Here is a 22,916-nt window from a genome sequence, read left to right on the forward strand (position 1 = left end):
CGACCTGCCGTCGTCGATGGTCCGGGCGCACCGCGAAGCGCCCCTCCCATGATGGAGCTCCACCCCGCCCGCTGATGGGCGCCCCACGTGTCCGCACCCGGGCCGACCTGCGCCGGGAACGCCGCCCACGGCAGCACCCCTGCTGGGACCACCTCTACATCGCGCCGCTCTGGCCAATGCACGATGCCAACCTCGGCACGCTCTTGCGCACCTGCGACGCCGTCGGGGCCTGCCTCGCGGTGCCGCGGCGGGCGTGGATCGACGCCGCGCTCACCCGCGGCAATACGTTGCGGCGCAGCTCGTGCGTGCACCGGGTCGCCGATCCGGTGTCGTGGCTGACCCACCAGCGCTCGACGGGAGCCCGGCTGATCGGCGTCGAGCTGGCCGACGAGTCGATCCGGCTCGGCGACCTGCCGGCCGCCCGCACCCGCACCGTCGCCGTGCTCGGCCACGAGGCCGAGGGCATCCCGGCGGAGGCGCTCGCCCTGCTCGGCCAGGTCGTCGAGATCCCGATGATCGGGACGGGGCACAGCCTCAACGTCGCCGTCGCCGGCTCGCTCGTGGCCTACAAGCTGGCCGGGATGCTGTGACAGCCCGACTCGGGCACGCGTCCACCCCGACTCGCGCGTCAGGTGGCCGTGCGGTGGGCGGCGGCTGCCGCGGCGGTGGCGCGGGCGGTGCGCAGCTGGGGTGGGTCGTCGCCCTTGCGGGTGTTGGCGGCGACCAGCTCGGCGGCCGTCGCCGCTGCAGCAGCGGCCAGCTCGACGGCGGCCAGCGCGTCGCCGCGCAGGTTGGGGTTGCCGTGCTCCACCAGCTCCGCGCCGAGCGCCGCGACCTCGCCGGCGATCTCCGTGACCTGCGCCGGCACCGCCGAGGCGGCCTCGCGAGCAGCGGCGACGGCCGCCCGCCGGCCGGGGTCGTCCTTCGGCAGCCGCAGCGCCGCCATGAACGCGCCGTACGCCTCGGCGTCGGCGTCGGCCAGCGGGACGACCCGCGCGCGCAGCTGGTCGGCCCGCGCCGCCGCCGCGTCCTGGCCTTCGCTGAACCGTGCGGCCATCGCGGCGAGCGCGGCGGCGAGCCCGGTTGCCAGCGCCGCGGCCGCGCCACCGCCCGGCGCCGTCGTCCTGGCGGCGACGGCGTCGAGCAGTTCCCGGACGGTCAGGTCCTCGAGTGCCATCTCGGCGTCAGTCCTTCAGGCCGGCGACGGCCCCGACCACGACCACCGCGGGCGGGCGGATGTCCTGCTCCGCGACGACGTCGGCGACGGTGGCCAGCGTCGCACGCACCGACCGCTGGATGCGTGTGGTGCCGTCCTGCACCACCGCGACCGGCGTGTCCGCCGGCCGGCCGCCCTCGATCAGCGCGTCGGCGAACGCCGCGATCCGCTCGACGGCCATCATCAGCACGATCGTGCCGCGCAACCGGGCGAGCGCCGGCCAGTCGACGAGGCTGCGCGGGTCGCCGGGCGCCACGTGCCCCGACACCACGACGATCTCGTGCGCCACCCCGCGGTGGCTCACCGGCACGTCGGCGACGGCGGGAGCGGCGAACGCGCTGGTCACCCCCGGTACGACGGTGACGGCCACGCCCGCCTCGGCGCAAGCGAGCACCTCCTCGAACCCGCGCCCGAAGACGAACGGGTCGCCGCCCTTGAGCCGCACCACGAACCTGCCCGCGCGCGCGTGCTCGACGAGCAGCTCGTTGATGCGCGCCTGGTTCATCGCGCGGCCGTACGGGATCTTCGAGGCGTCGATGACCTCGACGTGGTGGCCGAGCGTGTCGAGCAGGTCGCGAGGGCCGAGCCGGTCGGTGATCACGACGTCGGCCCGCGCGAGCAGCCTGCGCCCGCGCACGGTGATCAGCTCCGGGTCGCCGGGGCCGCCGCCGACCAGTGCGACACCGGGCCGCACGGGCTCGGCCGAGTCGTCGACCGTGCCCGACTGCAAGGCCTCGACCAGCGCCGTCCGCACCGCGGCCGAGCGGCGCGGCCGCCGCCCGGCGAGCACGCCGACGGTCAGCCCGTCGTGCCGACCGACCGCGGGGGTGACGGCAGTGCCGGCCGGGGCGTCGTCGGCGCGCACGCAGAACGTTCGCCTGCGCTCGGCGTCGGCGCCGACGGCCGTGTTCACGCTCGTGTCGTCGGTGCAGGCGACGACGTACCAGGCACCGTCGAGGTCGCCGTCGCGGTAGGCGCGCGCGGTCCAGCGCAGCTCGCCCGCGACCGCCATGCCCTCGACGGCCGGCGTCACCTCCGGCGCGACGATCTCCACATCCGCGCCGGCCGCGATCAACCCGGCGGCCCTGCGCTGCGCGACCGTGCCACCGCCGACGACGACCACGCGCTTGCCGGCGAGGTCGAGCCCGACGAGATACGGCTCCGTCATGATCATTCTCCTGCTACCGCGTGTCCGTGCGCATGGCCGTGCCCGTGACCATGCCCATGACCGTCACCGTGCGCCGGGTCGTCGGGATGGTGGTGCGGCGTCTGCGGCGCACCGAGCTTGTCCTCGAACCCCGGGAGCAGCACACGGTACGCGCAGGTGTCGCAGTTCATCCGGATGTCACCGTGCAGTGCTTCCTCGTAGCGCTCGACGACGAGGTCGGCGAGCTCGTCGCAGTCGCCGAGGTAACCGGCCACCCGCACGTCCATCGCGGGGTGGTCGGCCGCGAACGCCGTGGACTGGTCGATCACCCGGCGCGGCAGCACGCCGTCGAAGAGGAAGTAGGGCGCGACGACGACCCTGCGTGCGCCGAGCGCGCGGCAGCGGTCGAGGCCGGTGGCGACGTCGGGCCGCGCGAGCGAGACGAACGCGGGCTCGACGAAGTCGTACTGGCGGCCCTCCTGCAGCAGCCGCGCGACCTTGCAGACCTCGGCGTTGGCGTCGGGGTCGGTGGAGCCGCGGCCCACGAGCAGCACCGCGGTGCCGTCGGCGGGCGTCTCGCCGAGCGCTGCCCGCACCCGGGCGTCGAGCAGCTCCTGGAGCACGGGATGCGGCCCGAGCGGGCGGCCGAAGACGTAGCTGGTGGCGGGGTCGCGCACGACCTCGCGCTGCAGGGCGGCCGGGATGTCGCCCTTCGCGTGCCCGGCCCCGACGAGCACCATCGGGACGGCGGTCATGTCCGTGTGGCCGAGCGCGGCCAGCCGCTCCCACGCCTCGTGCACCGTCGGCTTGGCGAGCTCGATGAAGCCGCCGTCCACGTCGATGCCGCGGGCGCCGAGCCGGCGTCGCAGCCGCTCGGTGAAGGCGACGAACTCGGCGACGCCGGTCGCGTCGACAGTGCCGTGGCCGACCATCATCAGTGGCGGTGTCATGCAGGATCCCCCGTGTAGAGCAGTGCGTTGACGGCGGCGGCGGCCGCAGCAGCGCCGCCCCGCTCCGATCGGTTGGACAGCGCGGGCAGCCCGGACGCCCGCAGCGCCGCCTTGGCGGCGACCGACCCGACGAACCCTACGGGCAGCCCGACCACGAGCGCGGGCCTGACCAGCCCGGCCGCGGCGCGGCGGACCAGCTCCGCGAGCGCGGTCGGTGCGTTGCCGATCGCCCACACGGCGCCGTCGGGATGGGCCTCGACGGCCCCGCGGATGCCGGCCGCCGACCGGGTGACGCCGTCCTCGGGCGTTCCGGCCAGGTCGAGCGCAACGACGGACGGGCGGCTCGTGATCCCCACCGCGACCATCCGCACGTCGGTGACCAGCACGGCACCGTCGCGCAGCGCCGCCTGCCCGGCCCGCAGCGCGTCCTCGTCGCAGACCAGCTCGCCGGCCCAGCTCGGGTCGGCACTCGTGTGCACGATCCGCTCGACGACGGCGCGCGTGAGCGGCGGGAGGTCGGACGTGTCCACGCGCGCCCGCAGGATCGCGTACGACTCCACCTCGATGGGGTGCACGGTGGCGCGAATGTCGATCACTCCTCACGGTATCCCGTCGACAACGACGTAATGGCTGTTATGAAACGTTTCAGTCAGCCAGAACGTCGTTGTCGACGCTCCAGCGGTAGCCGCGCGGGGTGACCATGCGGCCGGCCGTCAGGCGGGTCGACGACGAGCCGACGATCACCGTCGTGAGCATGTCGACCTCGGTCGGGTCGAAATCGGAGATGGGGGCCGTCCAGACGCGCTGACCCGGCCGGCCGGCCTGCCGGACCGCGCCGACCGGCGTCGACGGCGGCCGGTGCGCCCGCAGGGTGTCGAGCGCGGCACCGAGCTGCCAGTGCCGGTCGCGGCTGCGCGGGTTGTAGAAGCACGCGACGACATCGGCGGAGGCAGCCGCCGCGATCCTGCGCTCGATGACGTCCCACGGCGTGTGCAGGTCGGAGAGCGAGATCAGCATGTGGTCGTGCCCGAGCGGCGCGCCGAGCAGCGCCGCGGCCGCGAGCGCCGCGGTCACCCCCGGCACCCCGACGACCTCGATGTCGCTGCCCGCCTGCTGCAGCGCGGGACTCGCCATGGCGTAGACGCCCGCGTCGCCGGAGCCGATCAGCGCGACCGCGTGGCCCTTGGCCGCGAGCGCAACGGCGTCGGCGGCACGCCGCTCCTCGTCGCCGAGCCCGCTGCTGTGCACCTCCGTGCCGGGTCGCAGCAGGTGCGCGACCTGGTCGAGGTACTGGTCGAGTCCGACCACCACCGACGCCCTGCGCAGCTCGGCGTCGGCGCGCGGCACGCGAAGGTCGGCGGCGCCGGGCCCGAGCCCGACGATCGCGAGCCGGCCGCGCGGACGGATCCGCGCGGACGCCACCGTCACCATCGCGTCCTTGGTCTTCTCCGCGGCCAGCTCGACGGGCGCGCCACCGGCCAGCTCGCGAGCGGCGTGCAGCGCGGCGGCCTCGGCGACGCTGGGCGTCCCGACCTCGGCCATGACGACATCGCTCGGGTTGGGCACGTCGACCGCCCCGAGCACCGCGGCCGGGTAGGTGAGTAGCCGCGAGGGCGCGACCGCCGCGAGGATCCCGGCCTCGTCGGCCTTGAGGTCGACGCTGGCGTAGGCGCGCACGGCCCGCGGGTCGAGGCCGTGCTCGGTCTCGAGCCGGCGCAGCGTGGCGCGCACCGCGTCGGCAGACACCCCGCGAGCGCTGCCGATCCCGACGACGAGCGTCGGCGGCACCAGCCGTGTCGTCGACGGGTCGGCCGTGCCGGCGCGGTCCGTGACGACGATCGTGTGCCGGGCCGGCCCCGACACCGGCGGCAGCGGCGGGAGCGGGAAGCCGAGCGGGTTCTCGACGAGCGCGGCGCCGTCCAGCAGGGCGGTCCCGGCTGCGGCCAGATCCCCGTCGACGTGCGCGTCCAGCACCGCTACCAGCTCGTCCAGCCCGGTCGTCCCGGTCGCGTCGGACGCCGTCGTGATCACGGGTTCGGCGCCGATGGCCGCGGCGACGCGGGTCGCCAGCTGGTTCGCTCCCCCGCCGTGGCCGCCGGCGAGCGCGATGGCGTAGCGGCGGGCCTCGTCGACGCACACCACCCCCGGATCGGTGCGCTTGTCGGCGAGCAGCGGCGCGATCAGGCGCACGGTGGCGCCGGCCGCGAGGAAGAACACCGCGCCGTCCAGCCCCGACCAGAGCCGCGGCAGCTCGTCCAGCGGACAGACCTGCCCGTCGACGGCGACCGCCACCTCGTCGGCGGCGCGGCGCCCCGCGTCGGTGACGGCGAAGAGCGCGATCATCGGGTCCCCCAGAGAATCGTGATCGGGTTGGTCGCGGCCAGCCGGACGGCGCCGCCGGGCAGCGGCGCGAACCGCGAGGCCGCGAGCTGGACACCGTCGACTTCGTAACCGGCCTCGACGAGGAGCGTCCGGGCTTGGCCGATGCGGTCGAGCGCGGCGAGCGAGACGACCACCCGCTCGGCGCCGGCCGCGGCAGCGGCGGCCAGGACGTCGAGACCGCCGCCCCCGACGAACACCGCGTCGGGGGTGGGCAGCCCGACCAGCGCCCCGGGCGCCACGCCTTCCACGACCCGAACCTCCACGTCGTGCGCGGCCGCGTTGGCCGCGATCCGCGCGGTGTCGTCGGGACGCCGCTCGACCGCGAGCACCGCGGACCCGAGGCGCGCACACTCGACACCGACGGAGCCCGAACCCGCGCCGACGTCCCACACGAGCGTGCCCGGCCGCGGCGCCAGCCTGGCCAGCACGACCGCCCGCACCTCGGCCTTGGTGACCATCCCGCCCCGGTGCTCGAACGCGTCGTCGGGCAGCGCCCACCCGCCGGCCGGCGGGAGCGGCTCACCGCCCGCGCACCAGCCGCGGGGCGGCACGGCGAGCGGGCCGAAGGCCGGCGCACGCAGGCAGAGCACCACCGAGAGCGGGTCCCAGTCGCGCCCGGCCGCGGAGGCGTCGACGGTGGTCAGCCGCTCCCCCGCAGCGCCGAGCTGCTCCGCGACGACGAGCGTTCGGGGCCAGCCGTGCAGCGCGGCCCCGATCTCCGCAGGGCCGGCGCCGGGGCCGGTGAGCACGGCCGTCGCGGCTCGGGCGCGGCAGACGTTGACGGCGCGGCGCAGGTCTCGACCGTGCGCGCTGACCACGGCGACGTCGTCCCACGAGCGGCCCAGCCGGGCGAACATGGCCTGGACGCTCGACACCGCCGGCAGCACGACCGGCTCGTGCCCGTGCTCGCGCAGGAGCCGGACGATGCCGAAGAAACCGGGATCACCGCTGGCCAGCACCACCGCGCGGCGCCCGGCGAGCTTCCCTAGCGCGGGCTCGACGGGGCCGAGCACGATCTGCTCCGCGCCCGCCGGCGCGATCGCGAGGTGCCGGCGCCCGCCGGCGATCACCTCGGCGCCGGCCAGCGCCTCGGCGGCAGCGGGCGGCAGCGGCCCGCCGTCGAGGCCGATGACGGTGATCGTCACGTCGTGGGTCTGCCCGCTGCACGCGACTCGCGCAGCTGCCGGCGCGCGTCGGCGTCGGGCTTGCGGAACGTGTGGAAGTGGCCTGCGTGGTAGAGGTGCGACCGGGTGCCCTTCGCGCCGAGCGCGGCGCCGACGAGGAACAGTGTGTGCCGCCACAGCTTGCGCTGCTTGCAGATGGCCTCGACCTCGTCGAGCCGACAGCGGACGGTCAGCTCGTCCGGCCAGCTCGTGCGGTAGGCGATCACCACAGGAGTGTCGTCGGGATACCCGCCGGCGCGCAGCTCCTCGACCATCTTCGTCGTGCGCGCGGCGGAGAGGAAGATCGCCATCGAGGTGCCGTGGCGGGCGAACTCGCGCAGCTTCTCACGGCTCGGCATGGGGGTCTTGCCGCCTTCGAGCCGGGTGAGCACAACCGACTGCGCGACCTCGGGAATCGTCAGCTCGCGGCCTGCAACAGCAGCGGCCGCGCCGAACGACGAGACGCCAGGCACGATCTCGACGTCGAGCCCGAGCTCCTCCGCCGCGTCGTACTGCTCCTGGACAGCACCCCACAGCGCCGGGTCGCCGGAGTGCACGCGCGCGACCTTCAGCCCTTCCGCGGCGGCCCGGCGGTAGAGCGCGAGGACGTCCTCGTGCGCGATCTTGGAGGAGTCGACCAGCTCGGCGTCGGCGCGGGCGTGCTCGGTGACGCACTCCTCCATCACCAGGCTCGCCGCCCAGACCACCACGTCGGCCTCCGCGATGCGCCGCGCGCCGCGCAGGGTGATCAGGTCGGCGGCACCCGGGCCGGCACCCACGAACGACACTTTCCCACGATCCACGCCGGACAGTCTGTGCCGTTCGCGGGCGCGGAGTCCACGCGTCCGCGAAGACTGAGACGGTGCGCACCATCGGTCTCGTCGATCGCGCGCACCCCGAACTTCCCCACCGTTTTGCCAATCTGCACACCCTGAGGGCCGTGCAGGTTGGCAAAACGGTGGGGAGGTTTCAGCTCGTCTCGGCCATGCGCTTCGCCGGCCACTTCAGCAGGAGCGCGACGAGCAGCAGGCCGACTCCGAGCGTCACGGTCGCGGCGACGAACGAGCCGCTGAAGCCGGCGATCACCACCAGCGGCGCGACGATCGCCATGGCGATCTCCAGCGGCGCGAACGCGATGTAGGCGACGCCGAACTCCTCGACCGTGCCGCTCTCCAGCTTGGGGTCGACGATGCGCAGCAGCGCGAGTCCCGTCGCGATCGACGCCGTCGCCCAACCCCACGTGAACAGGCCGCGTTCGAGCCAGCGCTCGCCGAACATCACCGGCGTCAGGTAGCGGAAGACGGCCACGCAGAACACCGTCCCGAAGACGAGCAGCAGCACGAGCGGCACCGCGTAGGCCACGACGATGCTGGGCACGATCGCCGCGATGCCGACGGCCACGAGCACGTCGGTGGCGCCCCCGGAGATCGAACGGACCGTCGTGCCGTCGAGGTAGGCGCCCGCCGGCGTGTGGTCGAGCACGATCCGCACCAGCAGCCCGACGATGAACGCCGCCGCGAAGACCGGCACCGCAACGGCCGGGAAGAGCGCCGCGACGCCCTTCGTCACGAGGTACCCGCCGAACGTCACGACGACGACCAGCGCGAACTGCAGTGCAAGCGGTTCGAGCGAGCTGGCGGAGACGGTGGCGTGGCCGAGCGGCTCACGCTCGGCGTCGTCGCGGACCAGCCCGGTGCGCCAGCTCTCCGGCAGGTCGGCGAACCGGCCGCGCCCCGTGCCGCGCCAGCGCGCGAGCGCGAGGCCCCCGACGATGCAGACGATCACGCCGACCGTCGCGGAGGTGAACCCGAGCGTGAGCGCGTCGGCCCAGCCGGCCTGCGCGAGCGTCGTCCCGACAGCGGCCGCCGTGCCGAACCCGCCCGCCCAGCCGGCCGCGAGCAGCAGCCCGAAACCGGGCGGGACGTCGAAGAAGAACGCGAGAACGGTGATCGAGAACAGCACCCCGAGCCCCCACTGCAGCACGTAGCTGGAGACCGAGTACGTCCACATCACGCGCGCGTTGGTGAGCAGGCCGCGGCGGATCCGGAACGACTCCGTCAGCGGGATCGCGCCGAACACGACCGCCGTCAAGATCGACGCGTAGGTGTTCAGCTGGTCGGAGAACGGGATCCAGCCCAGCCCGCGCGGACCGAGCGCGAGCCCCAACGCGCCCGCGATCAGGCTCGCCGGGAGCAGCAGCCGCTGCACGATCCCGACGTTCGCCCGCAGCAGCTTCCCCACCAGCAGCAACGCCGCGATGGCCCCGATGTCCACCAATGCGGACCACGCCGTGTACGGCACGTCGACACTCCTCGCTGAGCCCGAACGGATCACCAAACGCCGACCTTGTCAGATGAGCCGCCCACCCGCTCCCCGAAGTTCCCCACCGTTTTGGGCACATGCGCGCGTTTTTCGCGCGCATCCACCCGAAACGATGGGGATGTTCTACGTCGAGTAGAGCAGGCGCGCGAAACTTCCCCACCGTTTTGCCTACTTGCACACCCTGGAGGCCGTGCAGGTTGGCAAAACGGTGGGGAACTTCTACTGGGGGTCGAGCGCGTCCGGGTTCGCGCAGTGGGTGGGGCGGCCGCCCGTGAGGACGGCCGCGACCTCCGCCGCGATGCGGGCCGCCGACTGCTCCGCCACCTGCCGGGACGCGCCGGCGAGGTGCGGGGTGGCGAGCACCTCGGGGCGGCGGGGCAGCGGGTCGGTCGGGTCGGGCGGTTCGGGGTCGAACACGTCGAGCACGGCGGCCCGCAGGGATCCCGACTCCAGCGCGGCGTCGAGCGCGGCGCGGTCGACCAGCTCCCCACGGGCGGTGTTGATCAGCACCGCACCGGGACGCATGGTCGCCAGGGCGGCCTTGTCGATCAGGTGCCGGGTCTCCGGGGTGAGCCGCGCGTGCAGGCTGACGACGTCGCTGCCGGCCAGCAGCTCCGGCAGGTCGACGAGCGTCACGCCGGGCGGGGCGTCGGCCAGGTACGGGTCATGGGCGAGCACCCGCGAACCGAACGCGCCGAGCAGCTGCGCCACCCGGGCCCCGACGGCACCGAGCCCCACCAGCCCGACGGTGGCCGCGGCCAGCTCCAGCCCCGTGCGCTCGTACTTGAACCCGGTGGCGTCCCAGGTCCCCGACGCAAGCCGCGCCGCGGCGGCGGGCAGGCCGCGCATCGCGCAGATCATCGTCCCGACGCAGAACTCGGCCACCGCGTTGAGGTTGCGCCCCGGCAGGTACGCGACCGGGATCCCGGCCGCCGTCGCCGCCGCGAGGTCGACGTTCACTGGTCCGCCGCGGGTCACCCCGACCACCTGGAGGCTGCCCTTCCCGGCGGCCAGCACCTGCGCCGTGATCGGGGCGAGGTGCGTGATCACCGCAGCGGCGCCCTCGACGGCCGCCGCCAGCTCCGACGGGTCGCCCGCGGCTTCCCGCACGCCGTCGATCTCACCGAACGGCTCGGTCGGCCACGCCGACCCGACGAGCACCGGTGTGACGTCCCCGTCGAGCGCGGCTTCGACCGATCTGGCCAGCAGTTCGGCCGAGATGAACTGGTCGCCCGCGCACACGATCCGGTGCGTCACAGCCGTTCCCCGCTGGTGGGGTCGAACAGGTGCACGCGGTCGGGTGCAGCGGCGACGGTCACGGTGTCGCCGCGCTCCGGCAGCCTCCGGTCGCGCACGGTCACGTCGACCTGCACGACCAGCGGCACGTCGACACCGGGCAGGTCGAGCGTCGCGAGCCCGAACTCCAGGAGGTTCTCGAACACCCTGACGGTGGCCCGCAGGCCGGCGCCGGACTCCGTGGCGCCGGACTCCGTGAGGTGGCAGTCCTGCGGCCGCAGCCCGACCACGACGTCCTTGCCGTTCGCGATCCCGTCGGGCACCGGCAGCGCGCCCGCGTCGCCGATCCGGACGGCACCCGCTTCGGTGCGTCCGTCCACCAGCGCGATCGCGGGCTCCCCCACGAAGTCGGCGACGAACCGGTTCGCCGGCCGGTCGAACACCTCGTCGGGGGTGCCGAACTGCTGGATCAGGCCGGCGTCCATGACGGCCATCCGGTCGGCCAGGCTGAGCGCCTCCTGCTGGTCGTGCGTGACGACGATCGTGGTGTAGCCGAACTCGCGCTGCAGCACCTTCAGCTCACGCCGCACCCGCTGCCGCTGCGCGGCGTCGAGGTGCGAGAGCGGCTCGTCGAGCAGCAGCACGGGCGGGTTGCGCACGAGCGCCCTCGCCAGCGCCACCCGCTGCTTCTGCCCGCTCGACAGGTTCGCGGGGCGCAGCCCGAGCAGCTCGGTCATCTCCAGCCGCTCCGCGATCGCGTCGACCCGCTGGGCGACGTCCTTCGCGCGGCGCGCCTTGAGCCCGTACGCGAGGTTCTCGCGAACGGTGAGCGGCGGGTAGAGCGCGTAGCTCTCGAACCCGACGCCCACCCCGCGCTTGCCGGGCGGTAGGTCGCCGACGGACCGGTCGCCGATCTTGATCTCGCCGGCCGTGACGGTCTCCAGGCCCGCGATCATCCGGAGGGTGGTCGTCTTGCCGCAGCCCGAAGGGCCGAGCAACGCGACCAGCTCGCCGGGCTCGATGTCGAGGTCGATGCCCTTCACGGCCTCGAACGGCTCGCGGCCGCGCGCCGTGTAGGTCTTGCGCAGCGAGCTGAGTCGCAGCCGCTGCGCCGTTCCGGTTTCCGTTGCGGTGACCGTCATCGCTCCACCTCCGCCACCCGGATCGGCTCGGCGGCGCCGATGCGCTCCGAGTCCTGCCCCGGCTCGGCGGCGGCGAAGATGTGCACCGCGCTTCGCTCGACCGACAGCTCCACGGTGTCGTCCTCATGCACCTTCTGGTCGGTGGTCACCACGATGATCCGGTCGCCGTGCGCGTCGACGCTGAGCTCGACCGCGCGGCCGAGCCGTTCGGCGAGCACCACGCGCCCGGCGATGGTGAGCCGGTCGGCACCGTCCGCGGACCCGCCGGCGCCGACGGTTCCGATGGTGAGGTCACGCGGTCGGATCCCGATCCGCACCGGTCCGGAGACGCCGGCCGGCACCCCGACCTCGACCCCGCCCGCGGTCTTCGCCACTCCGTCGACGGCGGTGGCGTCGAGCAGGTTCATCTCCGGCTGGCCCAGCGACCGCGCGACGAACGTGTCGGCCGGCTCCGTCCACAGCTCCTCCGGCGTCCCGACCTGCACCAGCTTGCCGTCGCGCAGCACGCCGATGCGGTTGCCCAGCGCGAGCGCCTCCTGGTAGTCGTGCGTGACGTAGAGGGTCGTCGTGTCCGACATCTCGCCCAGCTGGGTCAGCTCGGCGCGCATCGCGGCGCGCAGCTTCGCGTCGAGGTGCGAGAGCGGCTCGTCGAGCAGGTAGACGTCGGCGGGCCGCACCAGCACCCGACCCAGCGCGGTGCGCTGGCGCTGTCCGTTGGACAGCTCCCGCGGGAACCGCTTGAGCAGGTGGTCGATGCCCAGCGTGGTCGTCACCTGCTTGATGCGCTCCGCCTGCTGCGCGGGCGTCCAGCTGCCCAGGCGCCCCGAACGCAGCGGCGAGGCCAGGTTCTCCTCCACGGTCTTCTGCGGGTAGAGCGCGTAGCTCTCGAACGCCATCGCCACGCCGCGCTCGTACGGCTCGACGCCGGTCATCGAGCGCCCGCCGATGCCGACCTCACCGCCGACGTCGTCGATCAGCCCGGCGACGCACTTGAGGGTGGTCGTCTTGCCGGCGCCGGACGGGCCGAGCAGCACGAAGAACTCGCCGTCGGCGATCTCGAGGTCCAGCCCGTGCAGCGCGGTCGTGCGGTCGTAGCGGGCGGTCAGCCCGCTCAACGTCAGCGTGGCCATCAGATGCTCCTCACGATCCTGGTCACGACTTGACCGCGCCGAACGACAGCCCGCGCACCAGGTACCGCTGGATGGACAGCGCCACCAGCAGCGGCGGCAGTGCCGCGATCAACGCGGCCGCCGCCGTCAGGTTGTAGTAGGCCTGCCCGCCGCCGCCGAGGAAGCGGGTGACCGCCACCGTCACCGGCGTGTGCCGGCTCCCGGTGAGGATCAGCGGGAAGACGTAGTTGTTCCAGGCGAAGATGAACGCCAGCAGCGCCGACGCCGCGATGCCCGGGCGCACCAGCGGGAGCGCCACCATGAGGAACGCCCGCTTGCGCGAGTACCCGTCGAGCAGCGCCGCCTGCTCCAGCTCGGCCGGCATGTCCTGGAAGTAGGAGCGCAGGATCCAGACGATCAGCGGCATCGTCACCAGCTGCAGCACCCAGATCATGCCGACGTTCGTGTCGAAGATGCCCAGCTGGTTGTAGATGATGAAGAGCGGCACGATCACCATCAGCTCCGGCGCGAATCGGAACGACAGGATCGTGAACATCACGTCGTTGGAGCCGCGGTACTTCCACCGGCCGGCCGCGTACGCCGCCGGGATGCCGATCACCAGCGAGACGATCACCGCGCCGACGCAGTTGATCACACTGGTGAGCAGCGCCTCGGTGAAGTTGACGCTGGTCAGGCGGGTGCCTTCGTCGCTCAGGACGGTGCCGAAGTTCTCCAGCGTCGGGGTGAAGGCGAAGTACGTCGAGATCTGCTCGCTGCGCGACTTGAGCGACAGCAGCACCATCCACACCAGCGGGAACAGCGAGAAGATGAACCAGCCGACCAGCACGGCGTCGGCGGCGATCGAGCCGGGCGAGTACTTGCGCTGCCCCGGCCGCAGTTCGCGTGCCATGTCTCAGGCCTCCGTTCCGGCCGCGCGCCGCTGCGCCTTGCCCAGCACGCCGACCAGGTAGCGCGCGGTCAGGAAGACGATCACCCACAGCAGGAACATGTAGGTGCTGCCGATCGAGTACTTGAACGTGATGATCGAGTTCTGGTACGCGCCGATCTGCAGCGTGCGGGTGGCGTCGCCCGGCCCGCCCGCGGTGAGCACGAAGACGTGGTCGAACACCTTCAGCGAATCCATGAACCGGAAGATCACGGCCACGAGGATGTAAGGCCAGATCATCGGCAGCATGAGCCTGCGGAACATCGTGAACCAGCTCGCGCCGTCCACCTCCGAGGCCTCGAACGGCTCCCGCGGCAGCGAGCGGATCCCGGCCAGCACCAGCACCGCGACGAACGGCGTGAAGATCCACGCGTCCACAAGCAGCGCCGACCACATGGCCCGGCTCTCGCTGAACCAGTCGAACGTCGACCCCAGCCCGAGCACGTAGTTGAGCACCCCGAACTGGGGGTTGAACATCAGCCCCCAGATCACGCCCGCGATCACGGGCGCGATCATCAGCGGGAGGATGAGCACCCGCTCCAGCACCCGGCCGATCAGGCTCGACCGGTTGAGCAGGAGCGCGATGCCCACCCCGAGCACCGTCTCGATCACCGTGGCGAGCACGGCGTAGAGGACGGTGAACCCCGCGCTGTTCCAGAACGCCGCGTCGGAGAGCACCCCGGTGAGGTTCGCGAGCCCGATCAGCACGGGCCGCGGCACCTGCGCCGCGTAGTTCAGGAACACGTAGTACACGCCGAGGCCGAACGGGTACAGGATGCCGACGATGAGGAACACCGCCGGCAGCGAGAGCACGTACGGCCGCAGCTTGCGCCGCCATGGCGGCACCGCACGGACCGGTGGCCCGGTCCGTTCGAGCTTGCCGGGCGTCGCAGTGAGGGTCACGGGTCAGCGCCCCTCGTTCACCGATGTCGTGCTGGCGGCGGCGAGCGCGTCGAGGCGGCCCTTGGCCTCCTGACCCGAGTAGATGTCCTGCAGCGCGGCGGCCCACTGCTCGGTCGTGTCGAAGAACTGCGTCTGCGGCGTGAACTTGATCGACGTCGAGTCGATGACCTTCTCGAACGTCTCCTGGTAGCCGGGGAACCCGCCCAGCGTGGACTTGAAGGTGCCGTCGAACACCGACTTGCGGGTCGGGTCGGCGAACCCGAGCTTGCCCGTCTGCACGGCCTTGGCCTGGGCCTCCTTGCCGGTGGCCCACTGGATGAACAGCCACGCAGCGAGCTTCTTCTTCGACGCGGAGCTCATCGCGAGCGACCACGTCCACAGGTTCGTGCCGTACTTGCCGTCCGGCCCGGGCGGGCCCGGGTGCCATGCCAGGTTGCCGGCCTGCGCGCTGTTGCCCTGCTTGTTCTGCGGGTACGTCGCCGAGTCGGCGTCGTAGCACATCATCGCGGTGCCGGCGCCGAGGTCACCGGTGCAGTCCGGGTACTCGTAGGTGGTCCACGAGGTCGGGCCGGCCGCCTTCGCGAGGTTGACCCACTTCTGCGTGAACTCGACCGCCTTCGCCGAGTTCATCTGCGCGGTGAGCTTGCCGCCCTCGTTGACGTAGTCGACGCAGCCCTGGCGGGTGAACTGGGTCATGAAGCCCGGGTGGATCGTCGCCCATGAGCGGGAGCCGCGGAACGCGATGCCGTAGCGGTTCTGCGAACGATCGGTCAGGTCCGTGGCCAGCTGGATCAGGTTGTCGAAGGTCTCGGCCGGCCGGATGCCTCGACGGTCGAACTCGGCCTTGTTGTAGGCGATGACGTTGGTCTCGAAGCCCCACGGGATGGCCCACTGCCCGCCGGTGCCGAGCGGGCTGCCGACCTGGAAGTCCCACGCGGTCGAGGTGCGCAGGCCTTCGTAGATGTCCTCGAAGTCGTACTCCCCGGCGGTCGCGGCCGGGTTGTCGATCCAGGGGCGCAGGTCCTCCATCCATCCGGGAGGCCCGTAGGTCCAGATGAAGTATGCGCCGGTCATGAACGCGTCGTAGTTGCCGGCGCCCGAGGCCAGCTCGGTGTTGAGGCGCGTGAAGTAGTCGGCCTCCGCCACCAGGTCGGCCTTGACGGTGATGCCGGTGAGCTCGGTGAACTCGGCCAGCAGCGGCTGGAACGCCACCTGGTACGGGTGCGGCGTCTGCAGGATCGAGATCTCCGTGCCGGCCGCCTTCTTCCAGTCGAAGGAGCCGGTCACCTCGTTGGCACCGTTCGACGCCGACGATCCACCGGTACCGAGACCGCAGGCGGAGAGGGCACTTGCGGACGCGACCGCGGCGCCTCCGACGCCGAGCATCCGCAGCACGTCGCGCCGGGCGTACTCCGGTGTTCGATTCCGGATCATGAGTTTCTCCTTGAGTGGGTGGGGACGTTCAGACAAAGGAGTGCGGGGCTCCGCGTGGTGTCGTCGGCGACCCGGAGCCGGGTGATCGCCGCGTTGTCGAGCCGGGGGAACACGTCGCGGTAGCGGGCGAGCGGGATGCCCAGCCACGCGCAGAGCGCCAGCCGGAACGCCGTGTTGTGCGCGACCACCAGGACGGACGAGCCGCGGTGCCGCTCGGCGACCCCGCGCAGCCCGCCGAGCACGCGCGCGGCCGCGGCGTCCGGCGGCTCGGCGCCGACGAACGCGTTTCGCACCGGGTCGGCGACGAACGCCTCGGCCGCCGCGGGGTCGCTCTCGCGCATCTCGGCGAGCGTGCGGCCCTCGATCGCGCCGAAGTCGACCTCACGCAGCTCGTCGACGACCTCCGGGGTCACCCCCAGCACGGCCGCCGCGGGGGCCGCGGTCACCCTGGCCCGCGAGAGCGGCGAGCAGACGACGGCGTCCTGCGGGTGCTCGCGCACCCACTCCGCCAGCTGCTGCGCCTGCTCCACGCCGGTGTCGTCGAGCGCGATGTCGCTGATGCCGGCGTAGCGGTTCTCCGCGTGCCAGACCGTCCGGCCGTGCCGGACCAGCGTGAGGTGCGTGTGCTCGGTCATGGGCGCGCAGCCTGCAACCAGCCGCGATCGCGCAGCGCGGCGACGAGACGGCGGTAGCCGTCGTCGAGCTCGGCCGCCGCGGCCGGCCGCGGCTCGAACCACCGCCGGATCCGGACCATGTCGCGGGCCGTTGCGGCGAGCCGTCCGACGGGCGCGGCGGCGAGCACCGCCGAGCCGAACGCCGAGCCGGAGCGCTCCGGGACCGCGAGGCTGCGCTGCAGGACGTCGGCGCGCAGCTGCGTCCACCAGTCGTTGCGGGTGGCCCCACCGGTGACGACGACCTCGTCGCCCACCTCGGCACCCAGCGCGGCGATCTCGTCGAACGCGAGCCGCTCGACGTAGGCCACGCCGTGCGCGACCCGCTGCAGCCGGGTCGCGGCGTCCCCGGTGTCAGGCCCACCGATGTCGAACCCGACGGCGTCGCCCGCCACGAAGGGGAACCGCTCGCCCTTGCCGGCCAGCGGGTACGTCGCGCCTGCCGGGACGCCCATCGTCGCGGCCTGCGCGGTGAGCGCGTCGAGGTCGGCGCCGGGCAGGTCGCTGGTGAGCACGCCGGCCCCGATGCTCGACGCCCCGCCGGGCAGCCAGCCGCCGTCGGGGTTGCGGTGGCTGTAGACGGCCCCGGTCGCGTCGCGCAGCAGCTTGTCGGTGGAGCCTTTCAGCACGAGCGTGGTGCCCAGTGCGGAGCACCACTCGCCCTGCGCCAGCGCGGCCGACGCGACCTGCGCCGCACAGCCGTCGGTCATCCCGGCGACCACCGGCGTGCCGGCGGGGATTCCGCTCTCCTGCGCCGCGGCCGCGCTCACGACGCCGACCTGCGTCCCCGGCCGGACGACGTCGGGCAGCACGGCCGGGTTGATGCCGAGCGTGTCGAGCAGGGCGCTCGGCCACTGGTCGGTGAGCAGGTCGTACCCGGTCTTGAGCACGTGGCTCCAGTCGGAGGCGACCCGGTGGCCGGTCAGCCGCGCCCCGATGTGGTCGGCCTGGTGCGCGACGTGGTGCGCAGCCGGGATCGCATCGTGCGCGGTGAGCCACGCGACCTTCGGCAGTGCCCAGCTCGCCTGCATCCGGTAGCCCAGCTGGGCCCAGAGCTCGCTGCCGGCGTCGCGGACTCGGTCGAACTCGCTCGCGCCGCGGCGGTCGTCGTAGAGGAGGCCGGGGCCGACCGGTCGGCAGTCGCCGTCCTGCACGACGAGCGTGCCGGAGGTGGAGTCGATGCTCAGGCCGTCGACGGTGACGTCGGGCGCCGCGGCGGTGGCGGCACGGGTCGCGGCGCACGTCGCGCTCCACCACTCGGCCGGGTCCTGCTCGTGGCGGCCGTCGGCGCCGTGCACGCTGCGCAGCGGGGCGGCACCTTCACCCAGCAGTTCGCCGGCACCGTCGACCAGTACCGCGCGCACCCCCTGGGTTCCGATGTCGACACCGAGCCAGACTCCCGGCACAGCAGCGCCTCCTTTGTGAGCTTGTTCACCCGCCAGCGCGGATGTCACAGTAGGGAGCGGTAACTTCTCACGTCAACCTGAGGCGTTCACATGCAGGTTGCGGATCCATCACGAAACATCACACTCAAACCTGTGAAGTTCACACCCTGACTTGACGCTTTCTCGCCGAGGCGCTGTGATGCACGTGTGACACAGGCGACAGCCGGCGAGACCGACGATCCCCGCGACCGCGCCCTCGGACCGGAAGGGCGGCAGGCCCTCATCACCGAGATGGTGCTGAGCACGGGGTCCGTCTCCGCACAGGAGCTCGCCGAGTCGTTCGGGGTATCGGCCATGACCGTGCACCGCGACCTCGACGAGCTGCAGCGGCAGGGCGTGCTGCGCAAGTCGCGCGGCGGCGCGACCGCGCAGCCGAGCGGCACGTTCGAGTCGAACGTCGCGTTCCGGTCGAAGGCGAACATCGAGGCGAAGCAGCAGCTCGCCCGGTACGCCGCAGGGCTGGTCGAACCCGGCATGTCCGTACTGCTGGACGACTCGACCACCGTGTTCCACCTTCTCCCCCATTTGGCAGGCTTGACGCCGCTCACCGTAGCCACCAACTACCTGACCGCTCTCACCGACCTGTCCGAGATGCGCGACGTTCAGGTCGTTGCGCTCGGCGGTCATTACGATGCGCAACATCGCTCGTTCATGGGCACGCCCTGCATCGAGTCGCTCCGCTCGATGCGGTTCGACGTGGCGTTCGTGAGCACCTCGGCGGTGACGGGCGCCTACACCTTCCACCAGGAAGACAAGATCGTCGCCGTGAAGCGGGAAATGGTGGCTGCCGCGGAGAAGGCACACCTGCTCGTCGACCACAGCAAGCTGCGCCGGACCGCGCTGCACCGGCTGCTGCCGCTGCACACGTTCGCCTCCGTCGTCGTCGACCCCGCCACACCCGCCGCCGAACTGGCCACGCTGCGTGAGAACGACGTGCGCGTGGACGTCGCGTGATCCACCGATCGAAAGGGACCTACCGATGCTTCTGAAGGACGAACGCGTCCAGCTCGTGGAGTTCTGCCTCAAGATGCAGGCCGACGACCTCACCGTCGGCACCTCGGGGAACCTCAGCGTCCGCAACGGGGACCTGATCGCGATCACCCCGAGCGGCGCGGCGTACGACGACCTCACCCCCGAGTCGATCTGCGTGATCGACCTCGACGGCAAGCCCGTCGAGGAGGGCCTCGAGCCGTCGTCGGAGGTGCCGATGCACACCTCTGTCTATGCGAGCACCGACGCGAAGGCCGTGGTGCACACGCACCCGCTCTACGCCAGCACGCTCTCGGCCGTGATCGACGAGCTGCCGCCGATCCACTACATGATCGCCCTGCTCGGCGGGCCCGTGCGGGTCGCGCCCTATGCGACGTTCGGCAGCCCCGAGCTGGCCGCCAACGCGATCACGGCCATGCAGGACCGGTTCGGCGCGCTGCTTCAGAACCACGGCGCCACGACCTACGGCGACTCGCTCGCGAAGGCCTACACCCGCAGCATCTACCTCGAGTGGACCTGCCGGATGTACTACCAGGCCCGGCTGCTCGGGCAGCCGAACCTGCTGCCCGGCGACGAGATCGACCGGGTCGCGGAGAAGCTCAACAGTTACGGGCAGGCGGTGCCGAAGCCGTGAGGCTGGGCGTCGACCTCGGCACATCCGTCGCGAAGGCGGCGCTGTTCGACGACGACGGCGCCGCCGTCCGGACCGCCAGCCGTCCGATCGAGCTCGACCACGGGCCCGACGGCGCGGTGGAGCAGGACCTCGAAACGATCATCGGCGCGCTGGGCACCGTGGTGCGTGAGCTCGACGCCGGCACGCCCGAGCTGGTGGCGCTGACCGGGCAGGGCGACGGGTGCTGGCTCACCGACGCCGAGCACCGCGCGGTGCGACCCGCCCTCTCCTGGCTGGACGGTCGGGCCGCCGGGCTGCTCTCGGAGTGGAACCGCGACGGGACCACCGAGCGGGTGTTCCGGGTCAACGCGAGCACGCTGTTCCCCGGCGCGCCCGCGCCGCTGCTGGCCTGGCTCGACCGCTTCGAGCCGGCCTCGCTCGACGCCGCCGCGACCGCGGGCTACTGCAAGGACGCCGTGTTCGGGCGGCTGACGGGCGTGCGCGCGACCGACGCCAGCGACAGCTCGATGCCGTTCGGCGACGGCACAGGCACCGGGTACAGCGACACCGTGCTCGCCGCGACCGGCCTGGAGCACCGGCGCGGCCTGCTCGCACCGATCACGTCGCCGCTGCCCACCGCGGAGCTCACGGGCGAGGGCGCCGAGCTGCTCGGCCTGCCGGCGGGGTTGCCCGTGACGTCGGGGCCCTTCGACTTCCCCGCCAACGCCATCGGCGGCGGCGTGCGCGGCATCGGCGACGCGCTGCTGATCGTCGGCACGACGCTCGGCTGCCTCGTGCGCGTCGACCACCTCGACACGAACGGCGACCCCGCGGGCTTCGCCGTGGCCACCGGCGAGCCGGACCGCTGGCTGCGAGCGATGCCCGCGATGGTCGGCACGGCGTCGCTGCAGTGGTTGCTGCGCACGCTCGGGTTGGAGGTCGACGCCGTCGACGTCGCGCTGGGCACGAGCCCGGCCGGGGCGAACGGGGTCGAGGTGCTGCCCTACCTCGCGACCTCGGGCGAGCGGGCCCCGTTCGTCGACCCGGACGCCGCGGGGCAGCTGACCGGCGTCCGGCTGACCACGACGAAGGACGACCTGATCAGGGCCATGTGCGAGGGGCTCGCCTACGCGGCGCGGCACTGCTTCACCGCGGCCGGGCGCACCGGGCGAGTTGTCGCGTGCGGCGGCGGTACCCGGTCGCGGCCGTGGCTGCAGGTGTTCGCCGACGTCCTGGGCGCGCCGCTGGAGGTGGCCCGCACGCCGGAGGTCGGGGCGCGCGGCGCGGTGATCGCCGGGGCGCTGGCTCGTGGCGAGTCGCTCGACGTCGAGGCCTGGACGCGCCCGGAGGCCGTCGTCGAGCCGGACGAGCTGCAGCGCGCGCGGTACGACGAGGGGTACGAGCGGTACCTCGCGCACCTCACGTCGGCGCAGGACCTGTGGGTGCGCCGATGACCGCCCTCTCTCCCCAGCTCTCCCCGCAGCAGCGCCGCGACGCGCTCGGCACGGCTCGTGGCGGAGCGTTCGACCTGGTTGTCGTCGGGGGTGGGGTGACGGGCGCGGGGGTGGCGCTCGACGCGGCCGCACGCGGGCTGTCCGTGGTGCTGCTCGAGGCCGGGGACATCGCGGCCGGCACGTCGTCGCGGTCCGGCAAGACGATGCACGGCGGGCTGCGATACCTCGAGCAGCTCAACTTCCGGCTGGTCGCGGAGGCGCTGCGGGAGCGCGACCTGGCGTCGCGCACACTGGCGCCGCACCTGGTGACGCCGGAGCCGTTCCTCTACCCGCTGACGCACAAGTACGAGCGGCCGTACGTGGGCGCCGGAGTTGCGCTCTACGACCTGATGGCGCTCGCGCGCACCGGGCACGGCATGCCGCACCACCGGCACCTCTCGCGCACCGGGGTGCGGCGCGAGGCGCCGGGTCTCGACCCGGCGGTCGTCAGCGGCGGCATCCAGTACTACGACGGCCGGATGGACGACGCGCGGCACACGCTCGCGGTCGCGCGGACAGCGGCGGCGCAAGGTGCGGTCGTGGTGACGCGGGCGCGGGTCGTCGGGGTGCGGCGGGAGGGCGCGCAGTCGGTGGTTTCCGTCTCTGTTTCCGACTCCGTCGAGGGCGGGGACGATCGGTTCGACGTCCGCGGGTCCGTCGTGGTGAACGCGGCCGGGGTGTGGGCGGCCGACGTGCAGGCCATGGCCGGCGCGGCGACCTTCACCGTGCGGCCGGCGAAGGGCGTGCACCTGCTGTTCGACGAGTCGGCGTTCGACTCGCGCACGGGTGTGCTGGCCCGCGCCGAGGACTCGGTGATCATCATCCGGAGGTGGTTCGGGCACTGGCTGCTCGGGACCACCGACACGGCGTTCGCGGGCGACCGCAGCGCGCCCGTCGTCGAGGCGCAGGACGTCGACTACCTGCTGCGCAACATCAACAAGTACCTGGCGCGGCCGCTCGGGCGGGCCGACGTGCTCGGGACGTTCGCCGGGCTGCGCCCGCTGCTCGCCCCCGCCGCGGGCAACGCGAGCGCGACCTCGGCGATCTCCCGCGACCACGCCGTGATCACCGAGCCGGCCGGCATGGTGACGATCGTCGGCGGCAAGTACACGACCTACCGGCGGATGGCGCGCGACGCCGTCGACGCCGCGGCCCGCATGCTCGGCCGGACGGTGCCGCCGAGCCCGACCGAGACGTTGCCGCTGGTCGGAGCGGCCGGATGGGCCGGGATCCGGCACCGCACGCGGCTGATCGCGGAGGAGCACGGCGTCGCGGAGGCGGACGTGCGGCGGATGCTGCACCGCTACGGCGACGAGGTGCCGGCCGTGCTCTCCGTCGTGCACGCGGACCCGGCGCTGGCGAAGCCGGTCCCCGGGGCGGAGGGCTACCTGGGCGCCGAGCTGCTGTACGCCGTCACGCACGAGGGCGCGACCACCCTCGCGGACGTCATGGTGCGGCGCACCCGCCTCTCCATCGAACGCCCCGACGGCGCGGTCGACGCGGCCCCAGCAGTAGCCGCCCTACTGGCCCAGGAACTGGGCTGGACGAAGGACCACCAAGCAACAGAAGTCGCGGCCTACACGAAGGAGTGGGCCCGCGACCGCGCGGCGCTGGGGTAGCGGGACGCCGCAAGGTAGAAGTTCCCCACCGTTTTGCCAACCTGCACACCGATTCGGGGGTCGCGTCCCGTGGGGTGGTGGAGTTAGGGGTTCGCGGTCTTGGCGTGGTGATCACGACGGGGACGGCCATCGTGC

General features: G+C 73.0%; 21 protein-coding genes. 5 read left to right on the plus strand and 16 right to left on the minus strand.

Annotated features, from left to right (window positions below):
* Nucleotides 1-74 precede the first annotated feature (74 nt).
* Entirely contained in the window at nt 75-590 is a 516-nt protein-coding gene (locus tag LL648_RS10535; RefSeq protein ID WP_232662279.1) for a TrmH family RNA methyltransferase, read from the plus strand.
* A 38-nt stretch (nt 591-628) separates the two neighbouring features.
* Here LL648_RS10535 and LL648_RS10540 read toward each other — a convergent pair whose 3' ends face one another.
* The 16 genes from LL648_RS10540 to LL648_RS10615 all read right to left on the minus strand — a co-directional run bounded on the left by LL648_RS10540 (nt 629) and on the right by LL648_RS10615 (nt 18,027).
* Nucleotides 629-1,177, minus strand: a complete 549-nt coding sequence (locus tag LL648_RS10540; RefSeq protein WP_232662280.1) for a cyclodeaminase/cyclohydrolase family protein — start codon at nt 1,175-1,177, stop codon at nt 629-631.
* Nucleotides 1,178-1,184: 7 nt separating this feature from the next.
* Nucleotides 1,185-2,390, minus strand: coding sequence for a uroporphyrinogen-III C-methyltransferase (gene cobA / locus LL648_RS10545; RefSeq protein WP_232662281.1), 1,206 nt, complete (start codon nt 2,388-2,390; stop codon nt 1,185-1,187).
* Entirely contained in the window at nt 2,387-3,313 is a 927-nt protein-coding gene (locus LL648_RS10550) for a sirohydrochlorin chelatase (protein ID WP_232662282.1), read from the minus strand. The genes cobA and LL648_RS10550 overlap by 4 nt, the downstream gene beginning before the upstream one ends.
* On the minus strand, nt 3,310-3,909 hold the full coding sequence (locus tag LL648_RS10555; protein WP_232662283.1) for a precorrin-8X methylmutase: 600 nt from the start codon (nt 3,907-3,909) through the stop codon (nt 3,310-3,312). The genes LL648_RS10550 and LL648_RS10555 overlap by 4 nt, the downstream gene beginning before the upstream one ends.
* Before the next feature lie 49 nt (nt 3,910-3,958).
* Nucleotides 3,959-5,656, minus strand: a complete 1,698-nt coding sequence (gene cobJ, locus LL648_RS10560) for a precorrin-3B C(17)-methyltransferase (protein WP_232662284.1) — start codon at nt 5,654-5,656, stop codon at nt 3,959-3,961.
* The gene (gene cbiE, locus LL648_RS10565; RefSeq protein WP_232662285.1) at nt 5,653-6,840 is read right to left on the minus strand and encodes a precorrin-6y C5,15-methyltransferase (decarboxylating) subunit CbiE; all 1,188 of its coding nucleotides are present in this window, start codon (nt 6,838-6,840) and stop codon (nt 5,653-5,655) included. Before cbiE ends, cobJ begins: the two co-directional genes overlap by 4 nt.
* Nucleotides 6,837-7,646, minus strand: a complete 810-nt coding sequence (cobM, locus tag LL648_RS10570) for a precorrin-4 C(11)-methyltransferase (protein WP_232662286.1) — start codon at nt 7,644-7,646, stop codon at nt 6,837-6,839. The genes cbiE and cobM overlap by 4 nt, the downstream gene beginning before the upstream one ends.
* 181 nt (nt 7,647-7,827) lie before the next feature.
* Nucleotides 7,828-9,159 carry a sodium/glutamate symporter gene (locus LL648_RS10575; RefSeq protein WP_232662287.1) on the minus strand — a complete coding sequence of 444 codons (1,332 nt, stop codon included), beginning with the start codon at nt 9,157-9,159 and terminating at the stop codon, nt 7,828-7,830.
* Between the two features lie 240 nt (nt 9,160-9,399).
* Nucleotides 9,400-10,437, minus strand: a complete 1,038-nt coding sequence (locus tag LL648_RS10580) for an NAD(P)-dependent oxidoreductase (protein WP_232662288.1) — start codon at nt 10,435-10,437, stop codon at nt 9,400-9,402.
* Entirely contained in the window at nt 10,434-11,558 is a 1,125-nt protein-coding gene (locus tag LL648_RS10585) for an ABC transporter ATP-binding protein (RefSeq protein WP_232662289.1), read from the minus strand. The genes LL648_RS10580 and LL648_RS10585 overlap by 4 nt, the downstream gene beginning before the upstream one ends.
* Nucleotides 11,555-12,688: an ABC transporter ATP-binding protein gene (locus LL648_RS10590; RefSeq protein WP_232662290.1), complete on the minus strand. Its 1,134-nt coding sequence runs from the start codon at nt 12,686-12,688 to the stop codon at nt 11,555-11,557. The genes LL648_RS10585 and LL648_RS10590 overlap by 4 nt, the downstream gene beginning before the upstream one ends.
* Nucleotides 12,689-12,710: 22 nt before the next feature.
* Nucleotides 12,711-13,577, minus strand: a complete 867-nt coding sequence (locus tag LL648_RS10595; protein ID WP_232662291.1) for a carbohydrate ABC transporter permease — start codon at nt 13,575-13,577, stop codon at nt 12,711-12,713.
* Between the two features lie 3 nt (nt 13,578-13,580).
* Nucleotides 13,581-14,516 (minus strand): carbohydrate ABC transporter permease, encoded by a 936-nt coding sequence (locus tag LL648_RS10600; protein ID WP_232662292.1) that lies wholly within the window; start codon nt 14,514-14,516, stop codon nt 13,581-13,583.
* 3 nt (nt 14,517-14,519) lie between these two features.
* Complete coding sequence (locus LL648_RS10605) at nt 14,520-15,950, minus strand: extracellular solute-binding protein (protein WP_232662293.1); 1,431 nt, start codon at nt 15,948-15,950, stop codon at nt 14,520-14,522.
* Nucleotides 15,947-16,585, minus strand: coding sequence for a histidine phosphatase family protein (locus LL648_RS10610; protein ID WP_232662294.1), 639 nt, complete (start codon nt 16,583-16,585; stop codon nt 15,947-15,949). The genes LL648_RS10605 and LL648_RS10610 overlap by 4 nt, the downstream gene beginning before the upstream one ends.
* Nucleotides 16,582-18,027: an FGGY-family carbohydrate kinase gene (locus LL648_RS10615; RefSeq protein ID WP_232662295.1), complete on the minus strand. Its 1,446-nt coding sequence runs from the start codon at nt 18,025-18,027 to the stop codon at nt 16,582-16,584. Before LL648_RS10615 ends, LL648_RS10610 begins: the two co-directional genes overlap by 4 nt.
* Before the next feature lie 186 nt (nt 18,028-18,213).
* Here LL648_RS10615 and LL648_RS10620 point away from each other — a divergent pair, with 186 nt between their 5' ends.
* The 4 genes from LL648_RS10620 to LL648_RS10635 are packed head-to-tail and all read left to right on the plus strand — an operon-like array spanning nt 18,214 to nt 22,781.
* Nucleotides 18,214-19,020, plus strand: coding sequence for a DeoR/GlpR family DNA-binding transcription regulator (locus LL648_RS10620; RefSeq protein WP_232662296.1), 807 nt, complete (start codon nt 18,214-18,216; stop codon nt 19,018-19,020).
* A gap of 25 nt (nt 19,021-19,045) precedes the next feature.
* Nucleotides 19,046-19,690 carry a class II aldolase/adducin family protein gene (locus LL648_RS10625; RefSeq protein WP_232662297.1) on the plus strand — a complete coding sequence of 215 codons (645 nt, stop codon included), beginning with the start codon at nt 19,046-19,048 and terminating at the stop codon, nt 19,688-19,690.
* Nucleotides 19,687-21,123, plus strand: a complete 1,437-nt coding sequence (locus LL648_RS10630) for an FGGY family carbohydrate kinase (protein WP_232662298.1) — start codon at nt 19,687-19,689, stop codon at nt 21,121-21,123. The genes LL648_RS10625 and LL648_RS10630 overlap by 4 nt, the downstream gene beginning before the upstream one ends.
* Nucleotides 21,120-22,781 carry a glycerol-3-phosphate dehydrogenase/oxidase gene (locus tag LL648_RS10635; protein WP_232662299.1) on the plus strand — a complete coding sequence of 554 codons (1,662 nt, stop codon included), beginning with the start codon at nt 21,120-21,122 and terminating at the stop codon, nt 22,779-22,781. The genes LL648_RS10630 and LL648_RS10635 overlap by 4 nt, the downstream gene beginning before the upstream one ends.
* The last annotated feature ends 135 nt before the right edge of the window (nt 22,782-22,916 follow it).

The sequence above is a fragment of the Pseudonocardia sp. TRM90224 genome, from assembly GCF_021245725.1.
Classification (GTDB): domain Bacteria; phylum Actinomycetota; class Actinomycetes; order Mycobacteriales; family Pseudonocardiaceae; genus Pseudonocardia.